At 38.3% G+C, this 17,717-nt stretch carries 14 protein-coding genes; 4 read left to right on the top strand and 10 right to left on the bottom strand.

Going from position 1 to position 17,717, the window contains the following annotated elements; all coding sequences use genetic code 11:
* Positions 1-414: 414 nt before the first annotated feature.
* Positions 415-1,488: an IS110 family transposase gene (locus KSX81_RS15685; RefSeq protein ID WP_008645115.1), complete on the bottom strand. Its 1,074-nt coding sequence runs from the start codon at positions 1,486-1,488 to the stop codon at positions 415-417.
* A gap of 514 nt (positions 1,489-2,002) precedes the next feature.
* Between KSX81_RS15685 and KSX81_RS15680 the strand changes: the two genes are divergently transcribed.
* Positions 2,003-2,188, top strand: coding sequence for a hypothetical protein (locus KSX81_RS15680; protein ID WP_004321167.1), 186 nt, complete (start codon positions 2,003-2,005; stop codon positions 2,186-2,188).
* Between the two features lie 6 nt (positions 2,189-2,194).
* Entirely contained in the window at positions 2,195-5,230 is a 3,036-nt protein-coding gene (locus tag KSX81_RS15675) for a BACON domain-containing protein (RefSeq protein ID WP_004321165.1), read from the top strand.
* Positions 5,231-5,339: 109 nt separating this feature from the next.
* Here the strand turns inward: KSX81_RS15675 and KSX81_RS15670 are convergent, their stop codons facing one another.
* From KSX81_RS15670 to tig, 6 genes are all read right to left on the bottom strand, one after another.
* Entirely contained in the window at positions 5,340-5,732 is a 393-nt protein-coding gene (locus tag KSX81_RS15670) for a hypothetical protein (RefSeq protein WP_010536483.1), read from the bottom strand.
* 7 nt (positions 5,733-5,739) lie between these two features.
* Positions 5,740-6,399 carry a hypothetical protein gene (locus tag KSX81_RS15665; protein WP_010536482.1) on the bottom strand — a complete coding sequence of 220 codons (660 nt, stop codon included), beginning with the start codon at positions 6,397-6,399 and terminating at the stop codon, positions 5,740-5,742.
* A 1,033-nt stretch (positions 6,400-7,432) separates the two neighbouring features.
* Positions 7,433-9,613 (bottom strand): DNA helicase RecQ, encoded by a 2,181-nt coding sequence (gene recQ, locus KSX81_RS15660; RefSeq protein WP_004305598.1) that lies wholly within the window; start codon positions 9,611-9,613, stop codon positions 7,433-7,435.
* A 168-nt stretch (positions 9,614-9,781) separates the two neighbouring features.
* The gene (gene clpX, locus KSX81_RS15655) at positions 9,782-11,026 is read right to left on the bottom strand and encodes an ATP-dependent Clp protease ATP-binding subunit ClpX (RefSeq protein WP_004297166.1); all 1,245 of its coding nucleotides are present in this window, start codon (positions 11,024-11,026) and stop codon (positions 9,782-9,784) included.
* A gap of 2 nt (positions 11,027-11,028) precedes the next feature.
* Positions 11,029-11,691 carry an ATP-dependent Clp endopeptidase proteolytic subunit ClpP gene (clpP, locus tag KSX81_RS15650; RefSeq protein WP_004297164.1) on the bottom strand — a complete coding sequence of 221 codons (663 nt, stop codon included), beginning with the start codon at positions 11,689-11,691 and terminating at the stop codon, positions 11,029-11,031.
* A gap of 143 nt (positions 11,692-11,834) precedes the next feature.
* The gene (gene tig, locus KSX81_RS15645) at positions 11,835-13,190 is read right to left on the bottom strand and encodes a trigger factor (RefSeq protein ID WP_004297162.1); all 1,356 of its coding nucleotides are present in this window, start codon (positions 13,188-13,190) and stop codon (positions 11,835-11,837) included.
* A gap of 441 nt (positions 13,191-13,631) precedes the next feature.
* Between tig and KSX81_RS15640 the strand changes: the two genes are divergently transcribed.
* The gene (locus KSX81_RS15640) at positions 13,632-13,877 is read left to right on the top strand and encodes an RNA recognition motif domain-containing protein (RefSeq protein ID WP_004297160.1); all 246 of its coding nucleotides are present in this window, start codon (positions 13,632-13,634) and stop codon (positions 13,875-13,877) included.
* A 66-nt stretch (positions 13,878-13,943) separates the two neighbouring features.
* Here the strand turns inward: KSX81_RS15640 and KSX81_RS15635 are convergent, their stop codons facing one another.
* Positions 13,944-14,714 (bottom strand): ABC transporter ATP-binding protein, encoded by a 771-nt coding sequence (locus KSX81_RS15635; protein WP_004297155.1) that lies wholly within the window; start codon positions 14,712-14,714, stop codon positions 13,944-13,946.
* Positions 14,711-15,454: an MlaE family ABC transporter permease gene (locus KSX81_RS15630; RefSeq protein ID WP_004297154.1), complete on the bottom strand. Its 744-nt coding sequence runs from the start codon at positions 15,452-15,454 to the stop codon at positions 14,711-14,713. Before KSX81_RS15630 ends, KSX81_RS15635 begins: the two co-directional genes overlap by 4 nt.
* A 75-nt stretch (positions 15,455-15,529) precedes the next feature.
* On the opposite strand from KSX81_RS15630, the gene lptB reads away from it, so the two are divergent.
* On the top strand, positions 15,530-16,291 hold the full coding sequence (gene lptB, locus KSX81_RS15625) for an LPS export ABC transporter ATP-binding protein (RefSeq protein ID WP_004297152.1): 762 nt from the start codon (positions 15,530-15,532) through the stop codon (positions 16,289-16,291).
* A 106-nt stretch (positions 16,292-16,397) separates the two neighbouring features.
* Here the strand turns inward: lptB and der are convergent, their stop codons facing one another.
* Positions 16,398-17,711, bottom strand: a complete 1,314-nt coding sequence (gene der, locus KSX81_RS15620) for a ribosome biogenesis GTPase Der (RefSeq protein WP_004297149.1) — start codon at positions 17,709-17,711, stop codon at positions 16,398-16,400.
* Between the last annotated feature and the right edge of the window lie 6 nt (positions 17,712-17,717).

The following is a 17,717-nucleotide window of genomic DNA, read 5'->3' as shown; positions in this document are numbered from 1 at the left end:
TGAAAATTCAGAATTTCTACTTATATGGAGATTTGACAAGTTTCATACCAATCCTGAATTATTGAGTAGAGACAGCTCTCAACTTTTAATAAACAATAGTTCTTGCAAATTAAACAGCTTTTAGTAACTTTGTAGCAATTTCAGACTTCTATGGAGATAGTTCTGAAAGGACATAGTTAACGAAGAGCGTTTGATATATTATCCTGTTATGAAATCTGGACAATTTCAAAGAATGAGGATAGTAGGCAAGAACGCTCACGTCAGTGTTATATATTCATCTTAAGGGATGAACTATATATTTTTCTGGCGTGGGCTATTGTTTATTACTCATTCTTGGGCAGTCCAGAGCCTCATAACGGTAATATTCAATAGTTTCCACGTATTCTATGCTAATATCCTAATCTCTTATTCCGTTTAACAATAAATTAACTTCTCGTTCTTTTTCCTTTCTATAACTTCTCGTTCTTCATAATATTTGTATGTATTTTGATCATATGGTACTTTCTTCCTGACTAATGCCACTATGATTCTTATGAGTTTGTTCTTGACATTATTTAAAGCCACTTGAGGCTTCTTTCCCTTACTAATCAGTCTTTGATAGTAATCTCTAATTTCGGGATTATATATTTTGGCTATATGAGCTGCTTGTCCTAATAATGATTTAATAAGTTTATTGGCGAAATGGCTTGTATGAGCAGGTGTATTTACACTCGTTCCGGATTGTTTACCAAAGGGGGCAACTCCATAATAGCATGCAATCTTTCTTGGGTCATATCCGAATTTTTTGAAGTTGTTTGTGTAGACCAACATACAGGTTGCGTTTTGCCTGGCTACGCCTTTTATTGAGGTTATAATAGCATAATTTTCTTTCAGTTCCTCATCCGCCTCTATTATGCTATCAATGGCCTTATCGCATTCGGCAATTGTTTTGTTTATCTCCGCAATAAGGTGTTTGCTCTTGCGGTTGATGAAGGATATTGCTTTTGACTTGTTTGATTGTGATTTGTCCTCTTTTCGTAATTCCATTGCCACTCTTTGCCCAACTAGCTTATGCCTATAGAGGAAAATCTCCCTTAGTTGCGCAAGGGATTCATTCAATGGTTCAAAGGGTACAACCTTGTCCTGTTGCCTCCATGCGTATTCAGCAATGATTGCTGAGTCCGCCTTATCGTTTTTCACACGCTGGATACCACTGCTATGTTTTATGGCGTAAGCGTTCTCAATCCATATGTCATAGCCTTTTCCGTAAAGCCATTTGCTCAGTCCTATACTACATGAACCTGTGTCTTCTCCACAGAATAGCCATTCCTCAGCAATTGTATTCCAAGCGTTTGTTTTAACCCAATTACATAACTTGCGGTAGCCCGTAGTGTTATTTGGGAAACACCCATACTCACGGGAGCCTATTTCGTTCATTCCACATGCGAGAATTATCGTCGCGTCAAGTTTCTCCTTTGAAAAATCAATTCCAATAAATAATTTTTTCATATTTTTGCTGTACTTTTCTAAGACTGGTAAAAGCTGTTTGAACTCTAAACTCTAAATAGGCTCGCAACCTTGATATTCTATCGGAGCTTTGCAGCTTGGCGGAGAGAGGCCGTTACGTGGGCTAGCCTCAAGTGCTTTCTCTTTTATGGTGTCCTCTTCCCGCCTATCAGTCTTTATCTTAATACAACAAAGATAATAAGACTGATATTTTCCTGATAAGATGCGGAGGTAATTATTCGTCTCGCTTGACTTTTTTAAAATAAATTTCCGACCTCTTATCTATTAACTGCAAACTTAGAGCTTTTTTGTATTGTATAACAGTCAGCAGGGAACTCTGGCTATAATAAATATTCTATAGACACAAAAAGAAAAACAATTATTACTTATCAACACTTAAATGCAGTGGAATCAATGATTTAATATAAAGTGACAGTGTTTTGCTGTGAATTCCCCACTTTATCAATAAACTATTATCTTTAAAGGGAATGAGAAGATTACAGATAACTATGATTACATGGAAAAGAAATTCAAACTAATAATTTCCCCAGAACGGTGTGATGCAGAAGCGTTAGCTCATTTTATAGCAGAGCTTGAAAGGCTTAAATTAGGTGTACTTACAAATGGAGAAATTGTTTACGATGACAAGAATGAAAAAGAAGTCTTTAATTTAATGGAGAAATGTATTTTAAATAAAGAGTAACAGATTATGAAAGCATTACATTTTTTACCAATAACCTTATTGAGCATTATCTCATGTATGAGTATCATCGCTTGTAGTAACGATGATAGCAATAAGAAAAATGATGAAGTCATTACTATTACCCCTTTGGGAAATTCTCAAAGATATTTCGATAATGGGCTAACTTTTACTTCACAATCTGGAAGTGAAAATATAGAATTTACTTGTAATGGAGACTGGAACGTTTCTGTAGCTAATACAATTGGAGGAGAGACATGGTGCACTGTTACTCCTGCAAATGGCAAAGCAGGAGAAGGTGGGTTTACTGTGAATATAGTTGAGAATAAAGGATATGATGATAGAAATGTTACCATAACTCTCACTGTTGGAAATATAAAGAAAACAATTGTTGTAACTCAAAAGCAAAAGGATGCTATATTGCTGACTGCGAACAAATATGAGTTAGACAATAAAGGTGGCAAGATTAATTTGGAGGTAAAAACCAATGTCAACTATACTGTTACAATAAATGAAACAGACAAAAAGTGGATAAAACAAGTAGGTAGTAATACTAGAGCTTTATCAAGTAGCACGTTAACCTTTGATATATCTCCCAATGAAGAATATGAAAAACGAGAAGGAGTAATTTATATTACAAATGGTGAGCTAACAGAGACTGTACACGTCTACCAAGCTAGTGGTGGAGTTGTCATGTTGACTAAAAATGAATACTTTATAAGTGATAAGGAGCAAACTATTGCTGTAGACATAAAAAGCAATTTTAATTTTGAGGTTAAAATGCCTAATGTGGATTGGATTTCTATTGCACCTTCAACCAAATCAATGTCCAGCCACACTCTTTATTATATAATCAGTCCAAATGAAGAATATGATAGTCGTGAAAGTGAAATCATTTTTTATGATAAGAGCAATGTCAAACTTGCAGATACATTAAAAATTATACAAGCGCAAAAGGATGCTATTATCATATCTAAGAAAGAATATGAAGTAAACTCAAAAGAAAATACAATTGAATTTGAAGTAAACTCAAATATTGATTTTAATGTTTCTATTCCCAGTGCTGCAAGTAAATGGATAGAGAATATAACTACTACTCAAACTAGAGGTCTTACTTCTCATAAAGTCTATCTAAAAATAAATGAGAATACCTCTACTTATGAACGTTCTGCCAAAGTTGCAATCAAACATACACAGAGTAATGTAGCGGACACTGTATTCATTAGTCAATTAGGTGTACCAAGCTTGTCGCCTAGCAGCAAAACATATCATACTTATCCTAAAGGTGGAGAAATCTCCGTTTCCTTGTCCACCAATACTAATTATACAGTGGAAATTCTTGGAGATGCAAAAGAATGGATAACTCAACCACAAACAAGAGGCTTTAGAGAAGATATCTTATCTTTCTTTATATCTGAAAACAATGGTGATAAGCGGACTGGAGAAATAAAAATTATTAGTGAAAATGAAGAAACGGAATCAATTATTACAGTTGAACAAGAATCATACATTCATGAAGGAAATATTTCTATTCGGGGAAATCGGAAATTGCAAGAGATAGGGGAAAGAGGATATAAACAAATAAATGGAAATCTTGATATTCTTTGTTTTAATAATAACAAAGAAGATATGATAACCTCTTTAGAGGTTTTAAACTCAATTACACAAATTAATGGAGACTTACTACTCAATAATTGTGATATTGAGAACTTTAATGGACTGAATCAATTGAGAAAAATACAAGGGGATTTTGTGATTGAATCGCTGAATAATTTCAATAGAATAGAGTCTTTTAATGGGCTAGATAATCTTGAAGAGATTGGTGGAGATTTTATAATGAAAGACAGATTACCATATAACGGTGAAAAATCTACTGTAAATAGTAATTTTTCACAGCTAAAGGACTTTAAAGGATTAGAAAATCTTAAGAAGATAGGTGGCAATTTCCAACTCATTGGATTAGGATATTTTCGATATCAAAATTCTCCTTATTACTATACTTCGTTTAACGAATTAGAATCATTTGAAGGGTTGGAAAGATTAACTACTATTGGAGGGAACTTTAAAATTTCTTCTGAAGGAAATGATAAGTATATATCATTTAAGAAACTTTCCTCTTTAAACAATTTAACTAATCTAGCAAGCATAGGTGGTAACTTTGAAATATATGCTCCAGAGTACGAAATTGCTCAATTAAATACAATTGAATTACCTACCCTAAAGCAGATAAATGGTTATATCTATATGAGAAATGGTTTCTATATGGGAAATAGAAATCGGATGAATCTTGTTCTTGAAAATCTTGAAAAATTGGGAGGTTTTGAATGTAAATCCTATACAATCCTCAATGCCCCCAAGTTAAAAAGGATTGATGAAAAATTATATATTGGAGTAGCGGCATCAAAAGTTGGGAGTATAAATGCACAAGAAATTCTGAATGGTCTTTCTGCGATTACTTATGTTGGTAAGGATTTAAGAATCGACTGTTCTGGTATAGAATCTTTTGAACCTCTTAGAAATTTGTCATTTGTGGGAGGAGATTTGATATTTGATATTGGTGGAAGTGAAAGAAATAATTTGCAATCTTTCACAGGATTCGAAAGTTTGACTACAATTGGTGGAAGATTAATATGGGGAACAGGTGTGAGTTCTGCTGGTAGTGTTAGCACTTATACCAGTTTTAGCAATATACAATCCTTTCAAGGCTTCAACAATTTATCATCCATTGGTGGTTTTCGAATGAGTATTAACTATGGTGATTTTTCCAAGTTTACATCTTTTGCAGGATTGGAGAATTTGAGACAAATAAAAGGTGATTTCACTATTGAAATTGAAGATAGTTTTTGGGGATTATCTGATATTAGTGCGTTAACAAATTTAGAAACTGTAGAAGGTAGTGAATTCAAAATAAAAGGGTGTTACAAGTTAAAAGATTTCACTCCTTTAAAGCAAGCATTAACTTCATATCAAGGTACTTTTTTAACATATTCTAATGGCTATAATCCTACCAAAGAACAAATCCTAAATGGGGAAGGTAAACAATAACATATAATCAAAAAGAAGAAAGGCAGCATTTGAAGTAACATTCATTTGCTGCTTTTTTTTACAGAAGGGTGCAAATTAATGCCCCTCATACACGCTTTATTTTTTTATCCTATTTATTGAGTATGCTTACAATAGGAACAGTCTTATCAAAACCTGCCTTTGTTGAGTATTTGAATGTCCCAATCTGCTTTGCACATTTTCCTTCAGGAACTTTGATAACTTGGTCGTCATAATACGATTTCCCTTCATCACACAAAAATAAAACCATTAGTCCTGTTGATATTGAGAGTTCGTCAATTTCATTAGCTAAAGCGTCACCTGAATCAAGAACCTGAAAGACCTCAAAATTATTTTCACTAATGCAATCCCCTTCTTTTTCAAAGAATGTCATTCCATTATTTGAAGATTCTCCATTTGACGAATTTCCAATAAGTGCAGCAATAACAAGCATTAAAATAGCACCTGTAACAATGCCTGCAATAAATATTAATACCTTTTTCATAATCTAATTATAAATCTTCACCATTTGCCCTATTGTATTCATTATCATAGTACATTGTTATGTAATATTTTCCTTGAAAATCAGAAATCATAAACCAAACAGGTCTCTTCATTAAATACTCTATGGAAAGTTTAACCATTTCTGATTGTAATTCTTCTGTTGGATTTGCAAGCTGCTCGGTTGTATATTTAGGCGATAGAGCTGACATTAACATTTTCGCAACAGCAATAGTATCTGTTTTTTGATAAAAAATAGCTTCATAACGTTTCTTATGCACAGTCATTTCATAAGAAATATCTTCATCTTCGGATATAGTCTGATTCTCCTCCAATGAAAGATACTTAGAATTATTTTTAAACTGCTCACAAAGTTTATTGAACCTTATTTGAATAGACCTTTCATCAATGTTATTAGCATCGCAAACCATTATTCGACAAACCTTATTGTTGTTTGTGGCAATATGTATATTGACATCCGTACCATTAAACTCACCAACTAGAATATCCTTATTGTGTTGACTGCTTGTATAACCTTTAGCTTTTAATTTCTGAATCATTTCAGATTTACTCCCATCCACAGGAATACCTAGAAATTTAGTAACGTCTTCTTGCGCATAAATCACTATTGAAGATATGAGCAACATTGTAATTGATAGTAGTTTTTTCATATTATCAAAATTTTCCGTTCTTCAGTTTCTACAAGAACATCAATACAATACATCGAAGCGTGAAACTGTAATGCTATCTTTGCCCCTTTGAATAATTTCCCACATTTTGCAACAAGGTAGCATAACGCTTCTGTTTTACTAATTCAATTACAAATATAATAATTATTAATTATATGAATAATATCTTTTTATCAAAAAACTTAGATTTAATAGATGCATTAATATATGAACGAATAAAAAGGGGACAAATTAATTGCACCCTTAAAAACTGATTCAACTAATTATCTATTATACAAGAAGGCGGCATTTGAACTATCTATCATATGTCGCCTTTTTAGTTCATCTTCTTCTCTTCTTAACTAAGTTATGTTTATTCTTCTTAGCTGAATTTGAGAATAGTTGTTCTAACATTTCCCTTGTAATAGGTAGGTATGTAACCTCTGTTAATCTAGTTTCTCTAATCTCTTGTGGTAAATAATGAATTGTGTTAGTCTTCTTTGGTGCTACTTGCATATTTGTGTGGAAATAAATAGGTTGGTAATTGATTTATCTACAGCAAAGGTACTGATAAGAATCTGTCCAATCTAATGTAAAAGATACATTCTGGATTATTGAGGTATGTGTTTGTATTGGAAGAAAATGTCAAGGTGGTAGATAGCGTATAAGCAGAATAATGGATAAAGATGTACATAAACTAAAGGAAGTCCCGAAGCTAAGAATTATGCAGAGAACTTTGCCGAGTATTATGAAGATATACTAAGCAAATAAATGATTAAAAATTAAAAGCCAGTTATCGAGATGATAGCTGGCTTTTTATCTAAATATGAATTGTCACATCTAAATGCAGACTAAAATTCTAATCTCAAAATTATGCCTTATACATAATTAATCCTATCTTTGTGTCGTTCAAACAAGGCAAGATAAGTACAAATTTGAGGAACTAACTTTGTAAGTTACTGACAAACAGTACCCAATCTAAACATACGGTTTTTATTCAAAACCGCATACCTGCACGCCTATTTTTTTCGCTTTTTTAATTAGCCATTTCAGAGATGAACTTAATACGTACCAAACGAACTTCCTCTTCCGTGAAGTCATCGCCTAATTCGTCAAGCGCATCATCAATCTTATCAGTGGTAGATTCCTTGAAATAATCGTAGATATCAAGCAAATGATCTTCATCCATGATTTCTTCCAGGAAGTAATCTATATTCAGTTTGGTTCCCGAATAAACGATCGCTTCTACCTCGTCCAGCAGTTCACCAAATTCAATCCCTTTGGAAAGAGCGATATCATCTAACGCCACTTTACGGTCAATTGCCTGAATGATAGCTACCTTCATCTTTGATTTATTGGCAACCGTACGTACCCGCAAGTCTTCAGGACGTTCTATTTCATTCTCTTCACAGTGGCGTTTGATTAATTTACAGAACTCTTCACCGTAACGTTTTGCTTTTCCAGCTCCTACGCCCGGTATATTCTGCAACTCGTCCAATGTCACCGGATAAATGGTAGCCATTGCTTCCAAAGACGGGTCCTGGAAGATCACATAAGGCGGTACTTCCAGTTTCTTCGAGAGTTTCTTCCGCAAGTCCTTCAACATGGAATAAAGAGCCGGGTCTACTGCACAGGAGCCACCGCCGCGTGCCGGAACTTCTTCTTCCGTCTCTTCGAAATCGTTGTCCTCGGTAATCTTGAATGACTTCGGTCTCTTCAGGAACTTGTGTCCTTCCTCCGTCACTTTCAGGAGTCCGTAATGCTCCACATCTTTGCTCAAGTAACCTGCAATCAGCGCCTGACGAATCACTGCGTTCCATGTCTTATCCTCTTCACCCATACCGGAGCCGAAGACTTCGAGGTCTTCATGCAAATGCGCCTGTACTTCGGAAGTTTCTTTACCTTGTAGTATGTCTATAATATAATCTGCCTTAAAATTTTCTTTCACCGCGATAATCGCTTCAATCACGGCACACAATAACTCTTGAGCCTCCACTTGTTTTTTAGGGTTTAAACAGTTGTCACAATTTCCACAATTTTCTTCCGTATATTCTTCACCGAAATAATGCAGCAACGTCTTGCGTCGGCATACGGAAGATTCGGCATAAGCAGCGGTTTCCAACAGAAGCTGCTTGCCAATTTCCTGCTCTGCCACAGGTTTTCCTTGCATGAACTTTTCCAGTTTCTGCAAGTCTTTGTTTGTATAAAAGGTTATGCACTGACCTTCACCGCCATCTCTACCGGCGCGCCCGGTCTCCTGGTAATACCCTTCCAGACTCTTTGGAATATCGTAGTGAATCACGAACCTCACATCCGGTTTGTCAATTCCCATACCAAAAGCGATAGTCGCTACAATAACGTCCACTTTTTCCATCAGGAAATCATCCTGATTCTTGGTCCTGGTCAACGAATCCATTCCAGCATGATAAGGACGCGCATTGATACCGTTTGCCTGCAGGATTTCAGCAAGTTCCTCCACTTTTTTCCGGCTAAGGCAATAGATAATGCCCGATTTCTCCGGATTGTTTTTGATAAACTTGATAATATCCCTGTCAATATTAGCGGTCTTCGCACGTACCTCATAATAAAGGTTCGGACGGTTGAACGAAGATTTGAAGACTTGGGCATCTACCATTCCCAGATTTTTCTGGATATCATGCTGCACCTTCGGTGTCGCCGTTGCGGTAAGCGCAATCAACGGAGCTTTACCTATTTCATTGATAATAGGGCGAATCCGCCGGTATTCCGGTCGAAAGTCATGGCCCCATTCAGAAATACAGTGAGCTTCATCCACTGCATAGAACGAAATCTTTACCGAACGCAAAAACTCTACGTTTTCTTCTTTTGTCAGCGACTCCGGCGCTACATATAGCAATTTTGTCTTTCCGGCAAGGATGTCCGACCTCACTTGGTCTATCGCGCCTTTATTTAATGAAGAATTGATAAAATGGGCGACGCCATCTTCTTCACTGAAATTGCGCATTGCATCCACTTGATTCTTCATCAACGCAATGAGCGGAGAAATTACGATTGCCGTACCTTCCATCAAGACCGAAGGTAGCTGATAGCATAAAGATTTCCCGCCACCGGTAGGCATCAGTACAAAGGTATCTTTACCATCGAGCAAGTTATTAATGATCGCTTCCTGGTTTCCCTTGAACTTATTAAATCCGAAATACTTTTTCAGTTCATCTGTTAAATTAATCTTCCCTGCCATCTTAACTAAGGTTGTTTTATTCAGTTCATGGTTTAACTTTAAGTATGTTCTCTTCTTCAAGAGAGCCAAACAAAGTTATAAACAACTTCGTAATTACCAAGCAAAATGCGACTAATATTTTCAAGAAAATACAGTTACGATCATTTTCTGTAGCCTTACTCTTTGATTTTAAGCGGTTTGTAGTCGTGCCATATTCGCTTTTTCCAGTTGCATCTTTGCATAATCCAGCGTCACCTTATACTCTTTTTTGTTCTCTGAAGGGATTTCAAACATGACATCCATCATAATTGTTTCCACAATAGAGCGCAATCCGCGGGCACCTAGCTTATATTCTACCGCCTTGTCGACGATATATTCGAAGACATCATCTTCAAATGTCAGCTTGATACCATCCATTTCAAACAGTTTGATGTACTGTTTGATGATTGAGTTTTTCGGTTCGGTAAGGATCGCACGAAGCGCATCCCGGTCCAGCGGATTCAAATAAGTCAATACCGGAAGACGTCCGATAATTTCGGGAATCAGTCCGAATGACTTCAAATCCTGTGGAGCGATGTACTGCATCATGTTATTCTTGTCTACCGTCGCTGTTTTCTGCGATGCCGTATAACCTACGACATGGGTGTTCAACCGTTGGGCGATCTTCTTCTCGATACCGTCGAACGCACCGCCGCAGATAAAGAGAATATTCTTGGTATTTACCGGAATCATCTTCTGGTCCGGATGCTTACGGCCTCCCTGGGGAGGTACGTTCACCACAGAGCCTTCGAGCAATTTCAGTAATCCCTGCTGTACGCCTTCACCGCTCACGTCGCGAGTGATGGAAGGATTATCTCCTTTACGGGCAATTTTGTCGATCTCGTCGATAAACACGATACCCTGTTCAGCTTCAGGTACATTATAATCTGCCACCTGAAGCAAACGGGTTAAAATACTTTCGATATCTTCGCCCACATAACCGGCCTCCGTCAGCACTGTAGCGTCTACAATAGTAAACGGCACGTGCAGTAACTTAGCAATCGTGCGTGCGAGCAACGTTTTCCCGGTTCCGGTACTACCCACCATAATAATGTTCGACTTTTCAATCTCCACATCATCACCGCTGTCTTTTTGCAACAAACGTTTATAATGGTTATAGACCGATACGGAAAGGAAGCGTTTTGCATCATCCTGCCCGATCACATACTGGTCGAGGAATTTCTTGATTTCTACCGGTTTGGGCAGTTCTTTTAAGTTGAGCTTGGTAGCTCCTGCACTTTTCTTGCCTTCTCCCAATGCTTCCTGAGTGATCTCATAAGCCTGGGTAGCACAGCTGTCGCAGATGTAACCGTTCATTCCCGTAATCAGGAATCCGACTTCATTCTCCGACCGTCCACAGAAGCTACACCTTTTCTTTGTTTTTGAATCAGCCATTTTTATTTCTTAATCAATACCTCATCAATCATACCGTACTCTTTCGCTTCCTGAGCTGTCATCCAGTAGTCACGGTCAGAGTCCGCCCATACTTTATCGAAATCAGTATGCGAATGATCGGCGATAATCGTATAAAGTTCTTTCTTCAATTTCTGAATCTCACGAGCTGTGATTTCAATGTCCGATGCTTGTCCCTGCGCACCACCCATCGGCTGATGAATCATCACACGTGAGTGAGGCAATGCAGAACGTTTGCCTTCAGCACCGGCAACCAGCAATACGGCTGCCATTGAAGCTGCCATACCTGTACAGATGGTAGCAACATCGCTTGAAATAAACTGCATCGTATCATAAATGCCCAGTCCGGCATATACACTTCCGCCCGGAGAGTTGATATAGATAGAGATATCCTTACCCGGATCCACAGAATCCAGATACAACAACTGTGCCTGGAGCGTATTAGCTGTATAGTCATCAACTTGTGTACCAAGGAAAATGATGCGGTCCATCATCAAACGGGAGAAAACGTCGAGTTGAGTTACGTTCAACTGTCTTTCTTCCAGAATATAGGGATTCAAATACCCGGCCTGCGACTTAATCACATCATCCAATACCATGCCATTCATTCCTAAATGCTTGGTTGCGTATTTTCTAAAATCATCCATGTTAATTGTTCCTTTCTTATAAATTAAAAATAAACGTAAGTACAAAGAAACGAAAAAGAATACAGAGACACAAAAAAACACAGAGTTATAATTTTATAAAAACTCTGTGTTTCTGTGACTTTATATTTTATTCAACCGAATGATTACTCAAACATTTTATTGAATTCTTCGATCGAAACGTTCTTGTTTTCCAAAGTAACCTGTGCTTTCAGAGCAGCAGCAAGTTTCACTTCTACCACACGACTTACCAAATTATTGATAGTTTCTTTCTTCTTCAACATTTCCTGTGCATAGTTGTCAAGCACATCGTCAGGAATAGACAACATACCGTATTGAGCAAACTGTGCCTTTGTTGTTTCTCTAGCCATCTTCAGAACATCTTCCTGTTCTACTTTGATATCGTTTGCTTCAACCAACTGTTCCTTAATCAGGTGCCAAGTCAGTTCCTCGATGCTCTTATCATAGTTTTCAGCAACATATTCTTCTCCCTTTTCTTCGTTGTTCAGCAACATGATACGTTTCAGCAGGGCATCAGAGAATTCCAGTTTACCTACTTTTTCCATCATCACCTTGCGAATGTCGATCAGGAATTTATAATCGCTGTCAGCCACAAATCTAGCTGCGATTTCTTCTTTAATCTTAGCGCGGAATTCTTCTTCAGTCTTCACAACACCTTCGCCGAATGCCTGGTCGAATACTTCCTGAGTCAATTCACCCGGAACAAAACGAGTGATTTCTTCTACCTGGAAGCTGAAATCAGACTTCACGTCTTTTGCAATTTCCTTGTCAATCTTCAACAAAGAACCCAGTTCAGCAGCATGTCCGTCATAAGCCACATTCGGATTGAACACCAATACATCATTTACTTTTGCATTAGCAAAAATAGCTTTCTGATCGTCGTTCTTCATGTAAGCAGGCATCAATACTGCAGCTTCTACCTGGATACCACCTTCTTTTGTGTTGCCTTCTTCGTCCAACTGTGCCAGCAGACCTTTCAGCATATCATTATCTTCGTAAGCGTCTACCTTATCATACTTGCCAGTGCGTTGAGTATACATCTTCACCTGGTTGTCGATCATTTCGTCAGAAACTTCGATAGTATAATAATCTACTTTATCTTTAGCACTTACTTCTGCTTTAAATTCAGGTGCCAAAGCAATGTCGAATACGAAATCGAATTCTTCCATTGTATCGAAATCAATATTCTGTTGCTTTTCTTCGTTAGGCAACGGCTCGCCCAACATATTCACCTTATTTTCTTTAATATAATTGTAAACAGCTTCTTGCAGTGCCTTATTCACAACCTCTGCAATTACCGACTTACCATACATCTTTTTAATAAGACTTGTCGGAACCATACCTTTACGGAATCCCGGAATCTGTGCCTTCTGACGGAGTGACTTCAACTCTTTGTCTACTTTCTCCTGATAATCGGCTTTCTCAAGCTTTACAGTAAGCTCTGCGCTTACTTTGTCAATGTTTTGTAATGAAACGTTCATTCTGACAATTATTTATTTGATTTATACTTTGTTCTATACTCAAAGAGGGTGCAAAATTAGTGCTAATCTTTCAAATTTCAAAAGACATTGCAGATTTATTTCAGCAACGCCACCCATCTTTCACACATCTTTTATCGATATTTCACTGATATTCCATCTATAAACAAGATAAAATCACCATCAACACCCACCCCGCCAGGTTCCCCCGGCCTACTTTTTTTCTGATAATCCGCAAATTAACTTTCCAAAAAGATGGTTAATCCAAAAATTATTCTTTTCTTTGTTGCGGATTGATGGACCATTAGTTTCTCGATTTGATTACAAGGTTTTTACTTCCGTTACCAAAACGCATTTGTAAACTCTCTGTCGTTTTAATCTTTTTATTAGTAACCATCTATCCAGAGAGTTTTATTCATTTATTTATTTTTTATCATTTTCATTATGAACATTTATGTTGGAAACCTTAACTACCGTGTTAAGGAAGGAGATCTGCAACAAGTGATGGAAGATTACGGAGCAGTATCATCAGTTAAAGTTGTTATGGACCGTGAAACCGGTAAATCCAAAGGATTCGCTTTCATCGAAATGGAAGACGACGCTGCAGCTGCAAAAGCTATTGCTGAATTGAACGGAGCTGAATACATGGGCCGTACAATGGTAGTTAAAGAAGCTAGACCTAGAGCTTAATTGCCGACGCTAACATAGCTAAGAAAAAAAAGAAACTTCTGTCACCCGATGACAGAAGTTTTTTTATTACCCTTCCATTCCTTGCATTTCGACGTCCTTCACCTTACGGAGCAAGTCTGAAGCAAAGATAAAGTTATTCAGTCGCTCATTGGTAGAAGTAAAGATATCATCTTTCGTACCTTCCCACTCTTTATGTCCCTCATAAATATAAATCACCTTCTCACCAATTCCCAATACAGAGTTCATATCATGCGTATTGATAATGGTCGTCATGTTATATTCCTGCGTAATATCATGAATCAGATCATCAATCACCAATGACGTTTTCGGGTCCAGCCCCGAGTTCGGCTCATCGCAAAACAGATATTGCGGATTCAAGGCAATCGCACGCGCAATAGCCACACGCTTCTGCATACCACCACTGATTTCTCCCGGAAACTTATCTTTCGCTTCCCCCAGATTCACACGATCCAGACAGAACATCGCCCGTTTAATCCGGTCACGCAAGATATCGTTGCTAAACATATTCAGTGGAAACATCACATTATCAAATACGGTCATAGAGTCAAAAAGAGCCGCACTCTGGAAAATCATTCCCATTTCCTTGCGAAGCATCTTCTTCTCCTTCTTCCCCATCAGCACAAGGTTACGTCCGTCATACAAGACTTCCCCTTTCTCCGGAGTTAACAATCCTACAATACATTTCATCAACACCGTCTTACCGGAACCACTCTGACCGATAATCAAGTTTGTCTTTCCATTTGCAAAGTCAGCATTAATATCACTCAATACTGTCTTGTCATCAAATGATTTATAAAGTCCTTTAATCTCAATCATCCCATCAAAAGTTTAGTTAATATCAAGTCTGAAAACAGAATCAATACACTGCTGGATACTACGGCATCCGTAGAAGCCTTTCCTACAGCAATCGAACCTCCCTCTACCGTGTATCCGAAGAAAGCGGACACACTTGCAATTATAAACGCAAAAAAGAGGGATTTGATGATACCCGCCCAGATAAACCATTCGTTAAACATATACTGCAAACCATATTCGAGATCGACAGCATTCATAACCCCGGCAAACCAACACGTGCAAAAGGCACCGATGATTCCGGCAAAGATACTAAACGTCACTAGAATAGGAATAACAGTCACCATCGCCGTAATCTTAGGCAAAATCAGGTAGTTCGCCGAATTGATACCCATAATTTCGAGCGCATCAATCTGTTGCGTCACCCGCATCGTTCCTAATTCCGAAGCGATATTCGACCCGACTTTTCCGGCAAGAATCAAACACATGATGGAAGAAGAAAATTCCAGCAACATAATTTCACGTGTCACATATCCCACTGTCCAGCGGGGCATCCATGGACTTTCGATATTCAACTTAATCTGGATGGTAATCACTGCGCCGATGAAAAACGAAATCAACAGCACAATACCGATGGAGTTCACACCTAGCTGCTCCAACTCGTTAAGGTATTGCCGGAAGAACATACGCATACGTTCGGGGCGGGAAAAAGTCCGACCCATCAGCATGAAATATCTCCCGACGGTTCTCAATGCTTTTATCATAACTCACACTATTTGTCTGCAAATGTACATTATTTCAGCTTATTTTTACTACATTTGCCGCAAAATAACTAGAATATGGAAGAAAGCAAGATGGTGCTCCGCACGGAAGACCTGGTTAAGAAGTACGGTAAACGAACCGTTGTAAGCCACGTTTCCATCAATGTGAAGCAAGGTGAGATTGTAGGTTTGCTGGGACCGAACGGTGCCGGTAAGACGACTTCATTCTATATGACTGTAGGGCTGATTACTCCTAATGAAGGACGTATTTTCCTCGATGACCTGGAGATTACCAAATATCCGGTTTACAAACGCGCACAAACGGGAATCGGCTACCTTGCACAGGAAGCTTCCGTTTTCCGCCAGATGAGCGTGGAAGATAATATCGCCTCTGTACTGGAAATGACCAACAAGCCCAAAGAATATCAAAAAGAGAAACTCGAAAGCCTGATTGCAGAGTTCCGTCTGCAAAAGGTACGCAAAAATAAAGGTAACCAGTTGTCGGGAGGTGAGCGCCGCCGTACAGAGATTGCCCGTTGTCTTGCCATCGACCCCAAATTCATCATGCTTGACGAACCTTTTGCCGGTGTCGACCCGATTGCCGTAGAAGATATCCAGCAAATTGTATGGAAACTGAAAGACAAGAATATCGGAATCCTGATTACCGACCACAACGTACAAGAAACGCTTAGTATCACAGACCGCGCCTATCTGCTGTTCGAAGGAAAGATCCTTTTCCAGGGAACACCGGAAGAATTATCGGAAAATCAGATTGTACGTGAAAAATACTTGAGTAACAGCTTCGTGTTACGCCGAAAAGATTTCCAGTTGGAAAAATAAGTCTACTACAAAGTAATACAAGATCTCACAGAGATATATTTATAAAAAGACACGGATTGTCTCTCTATATATTCTATATAATTGAGACAATCCGTGTCTTTTTTATTTATTTCTGTCGAATATAAATATTAACCGGAGTACCTGTCAGATTCCATTTCTCACGCATCTTATTTTCGAGGAAACGTTTATATGGCTCTTTCACATACTGCGGTAAGTTGGCGAAATACACAAATGAAGGCACCTGTGTATTCGGCAACTGTGTGATATATTTAATTTTGATATACTTACCTTTATTTGAAGGAGGCGGATAAGCCTCGATCAACGGAAGCATTTCTTCATTCAAACGTGCGGTCGGGATCTTTGTCGTCCGGTTCTCATACACACTACGTGCTTCTTCAAGCACTTTCAGAATACGTTGCTTAGTCAGTGCAGAAGCAAAGATGATCGGGAAATCGACAAACGGAGCAAAACGCGAGCGAACAGCTTCCTCAAACGCTTTCTGTACTTTCACAGATTTATCTTCCACCAAATCCCACTTATTTATAACAACTACCAGACCTTTCTGATTCTTCTGAATCAGAGAGAAGATATTCAAGTCCTGCCCCTCAACACCTCTTGTAGCATCCAACATCAGAATACAAACATCCGAACCTTCGATAGAACGAATCGAACGAACGACTGAATAATATTCCAAGTCTTCATTTACCTTGTTTTTCTTACGGATACCCGCTGTATCCACCAGGTAAAAATCAAATCCGAATTTATTGTAACGAGTATAGATAGAGTCGCGGGTAGTTCCGGCAATCTCTGTTACGATATTACGTTCTTCCCCAATAAATGCATTTACAATGGAAGACTTTCCGGCGTTCGGACGCCCTACCACAGCAAAACGGGGAATATCATCATCCAGGATTTCTGATGATTCTTTCTTGAAATTGCTGACAATCAAGTCCATCAAATCACCCGTACCACTTCCTGTCATGGCAGAAACGCAATACGGATCGCCCAATCCCAGTTTATAGAATTCGGGAGCGTTATATTGCAAATCGTGATTATCCGTTTTATTGGCAACCATAATCACCGGACTATTAGCGCGACGCAGAATAGCAGCTACCTGCATATCCAAGTCAGTCACTCCATTCATCACATCCACTACAAACAGAATGACATCCGCTTCTTCCACAGCCAATAATACCTGCTTACGGATTTCCTCTTCAAAGACATCATCCGAGTTGACCACCCATCCACCGGTGTCAACCACAGAGAATTCACGGCCCAGCCACTCAGACTTGCCATATTGTCTGTCGCGGGTTGTACCCGCTTCTTCATTCACAATAGCCTGACGAGTCTTCGTCAGACGGTTAAATAAGGTAGACTTGCCCACATTCGGGCGTCCTACAATTGCAACTAAATTACCCATAGTTCA

This window comes from Bacteroides sp. MSK.18.37 (assembly GCF_019129155.2).
In the GTDB taxonomy this organism is placed as follows: Bacteria; Bacteroidota; Bacteroidia; order Bacteroidales; family Bacteroidaceae; genus Bacteroides; species Bacteroides ovatus.
Note: the sequence above shows the minus strand (reverse complement) of the source record. Positions and strands in the feature narration are given on the sequence as shown.

Excerpts from the sequence above, each read along its gene's own strand:
- KSX81_RS15685 (WP_008645115.1), bottom strand. The coding sequence starts at position 1,488 with ATGAAAAAATTATTTATTGGAATTGATTTTTCAAAGGAGAAACTTGAC.
- KSX81_RS15680 (WP_004321167.1), top strand. The coding sequence starts at position 2,003 with ATGGAAAAGAAATTCAAACTAATAATTTCCCCAGAACGGTGTGATGCA.
- KSX81_RS15675 (WP_004321165.1), top strand. The coding sequence starts at position 2,195 with ATGAAAGCATTACATTTTTTACCAATAACCTTATTGAGCATTATCTCA.
- KSX81_RS15670 (WP_010536483.1), bottom strand. The coding sequence starts at position 5,732 with ATGAAAAAGGTATTAATATTTATTGCAGGCATTGTTACAGGTGCTATT.
- KSX81_RS15665 (WP_010536482.1), bottom strand. The coding sequence starts at position 6,399 with ATGAAAAAACTACTATCAATTACAATGTTGCTCATATCTTCAATAGTG.
- recQ (WP_004305598.1), bottom strand. The coding sequence starts at position 9,613 with ATGGCAGGGAAGATTAATTTAACAGATGAACTGAAAAAGTATTTCGGA.
- clpX (WP_004297166.1), bottom strand. The coding sequence starts at position 11,026 with ATGGCTGATTCAAAAACAAAGAAAAGGTGTAGCTTCTGTGGACGGTCG.
- clpP (WP_004297164.1), bottom strand. The coding sequence starts at position 11,691 with ATGGATGATTTTAGAAAATACGCAACCAAGCATTTAGGAATGAATGGC.
- tig (WP_004297162.1), bottom strand. The coding sequence starts at position 13,190 with ATGAACGTTTCATTACAAAACATTGACAAAGTAAGCGCAGAGCTTACT.
- KSX81_RS15640 (WP_004297160.1), top strand. The coding sequence starts at position 13,632 with ATGAACATTTATGTTGGAAACCTTAACTACCGTGTTAAGGAAGGAGAT.
- KSX81_RS15635 (WP_004297155.1), bottom strand. The coding sequence starts at position 14,714 with ATGATTGAGATTAAAGGACTTTATAAATCATTTGATGACAAGACAGTA.
- KSX81_RS15630 (WP_004297154.1), bottom strand. The coding sequence starts at position 15,454 with ATGATAAAAGCATTGAGAACCGTCGGGAGATATTTCATGCTGATGGGT.
- lptB (WP_004297152.1), top strand. The coding sequence starts at position 15,530 with ATGGAAGAAAGCAAGATGGTGCTCCGCACGGAAGACCTGGTTAAGAAG.
- der (WP_004297149.1), bottom strand. The coding sequence starts at position 17,711 with ATGGGTAATTTAGTTGCAATTGTAGGACGCCCGAATGTGGGCAAGTCT.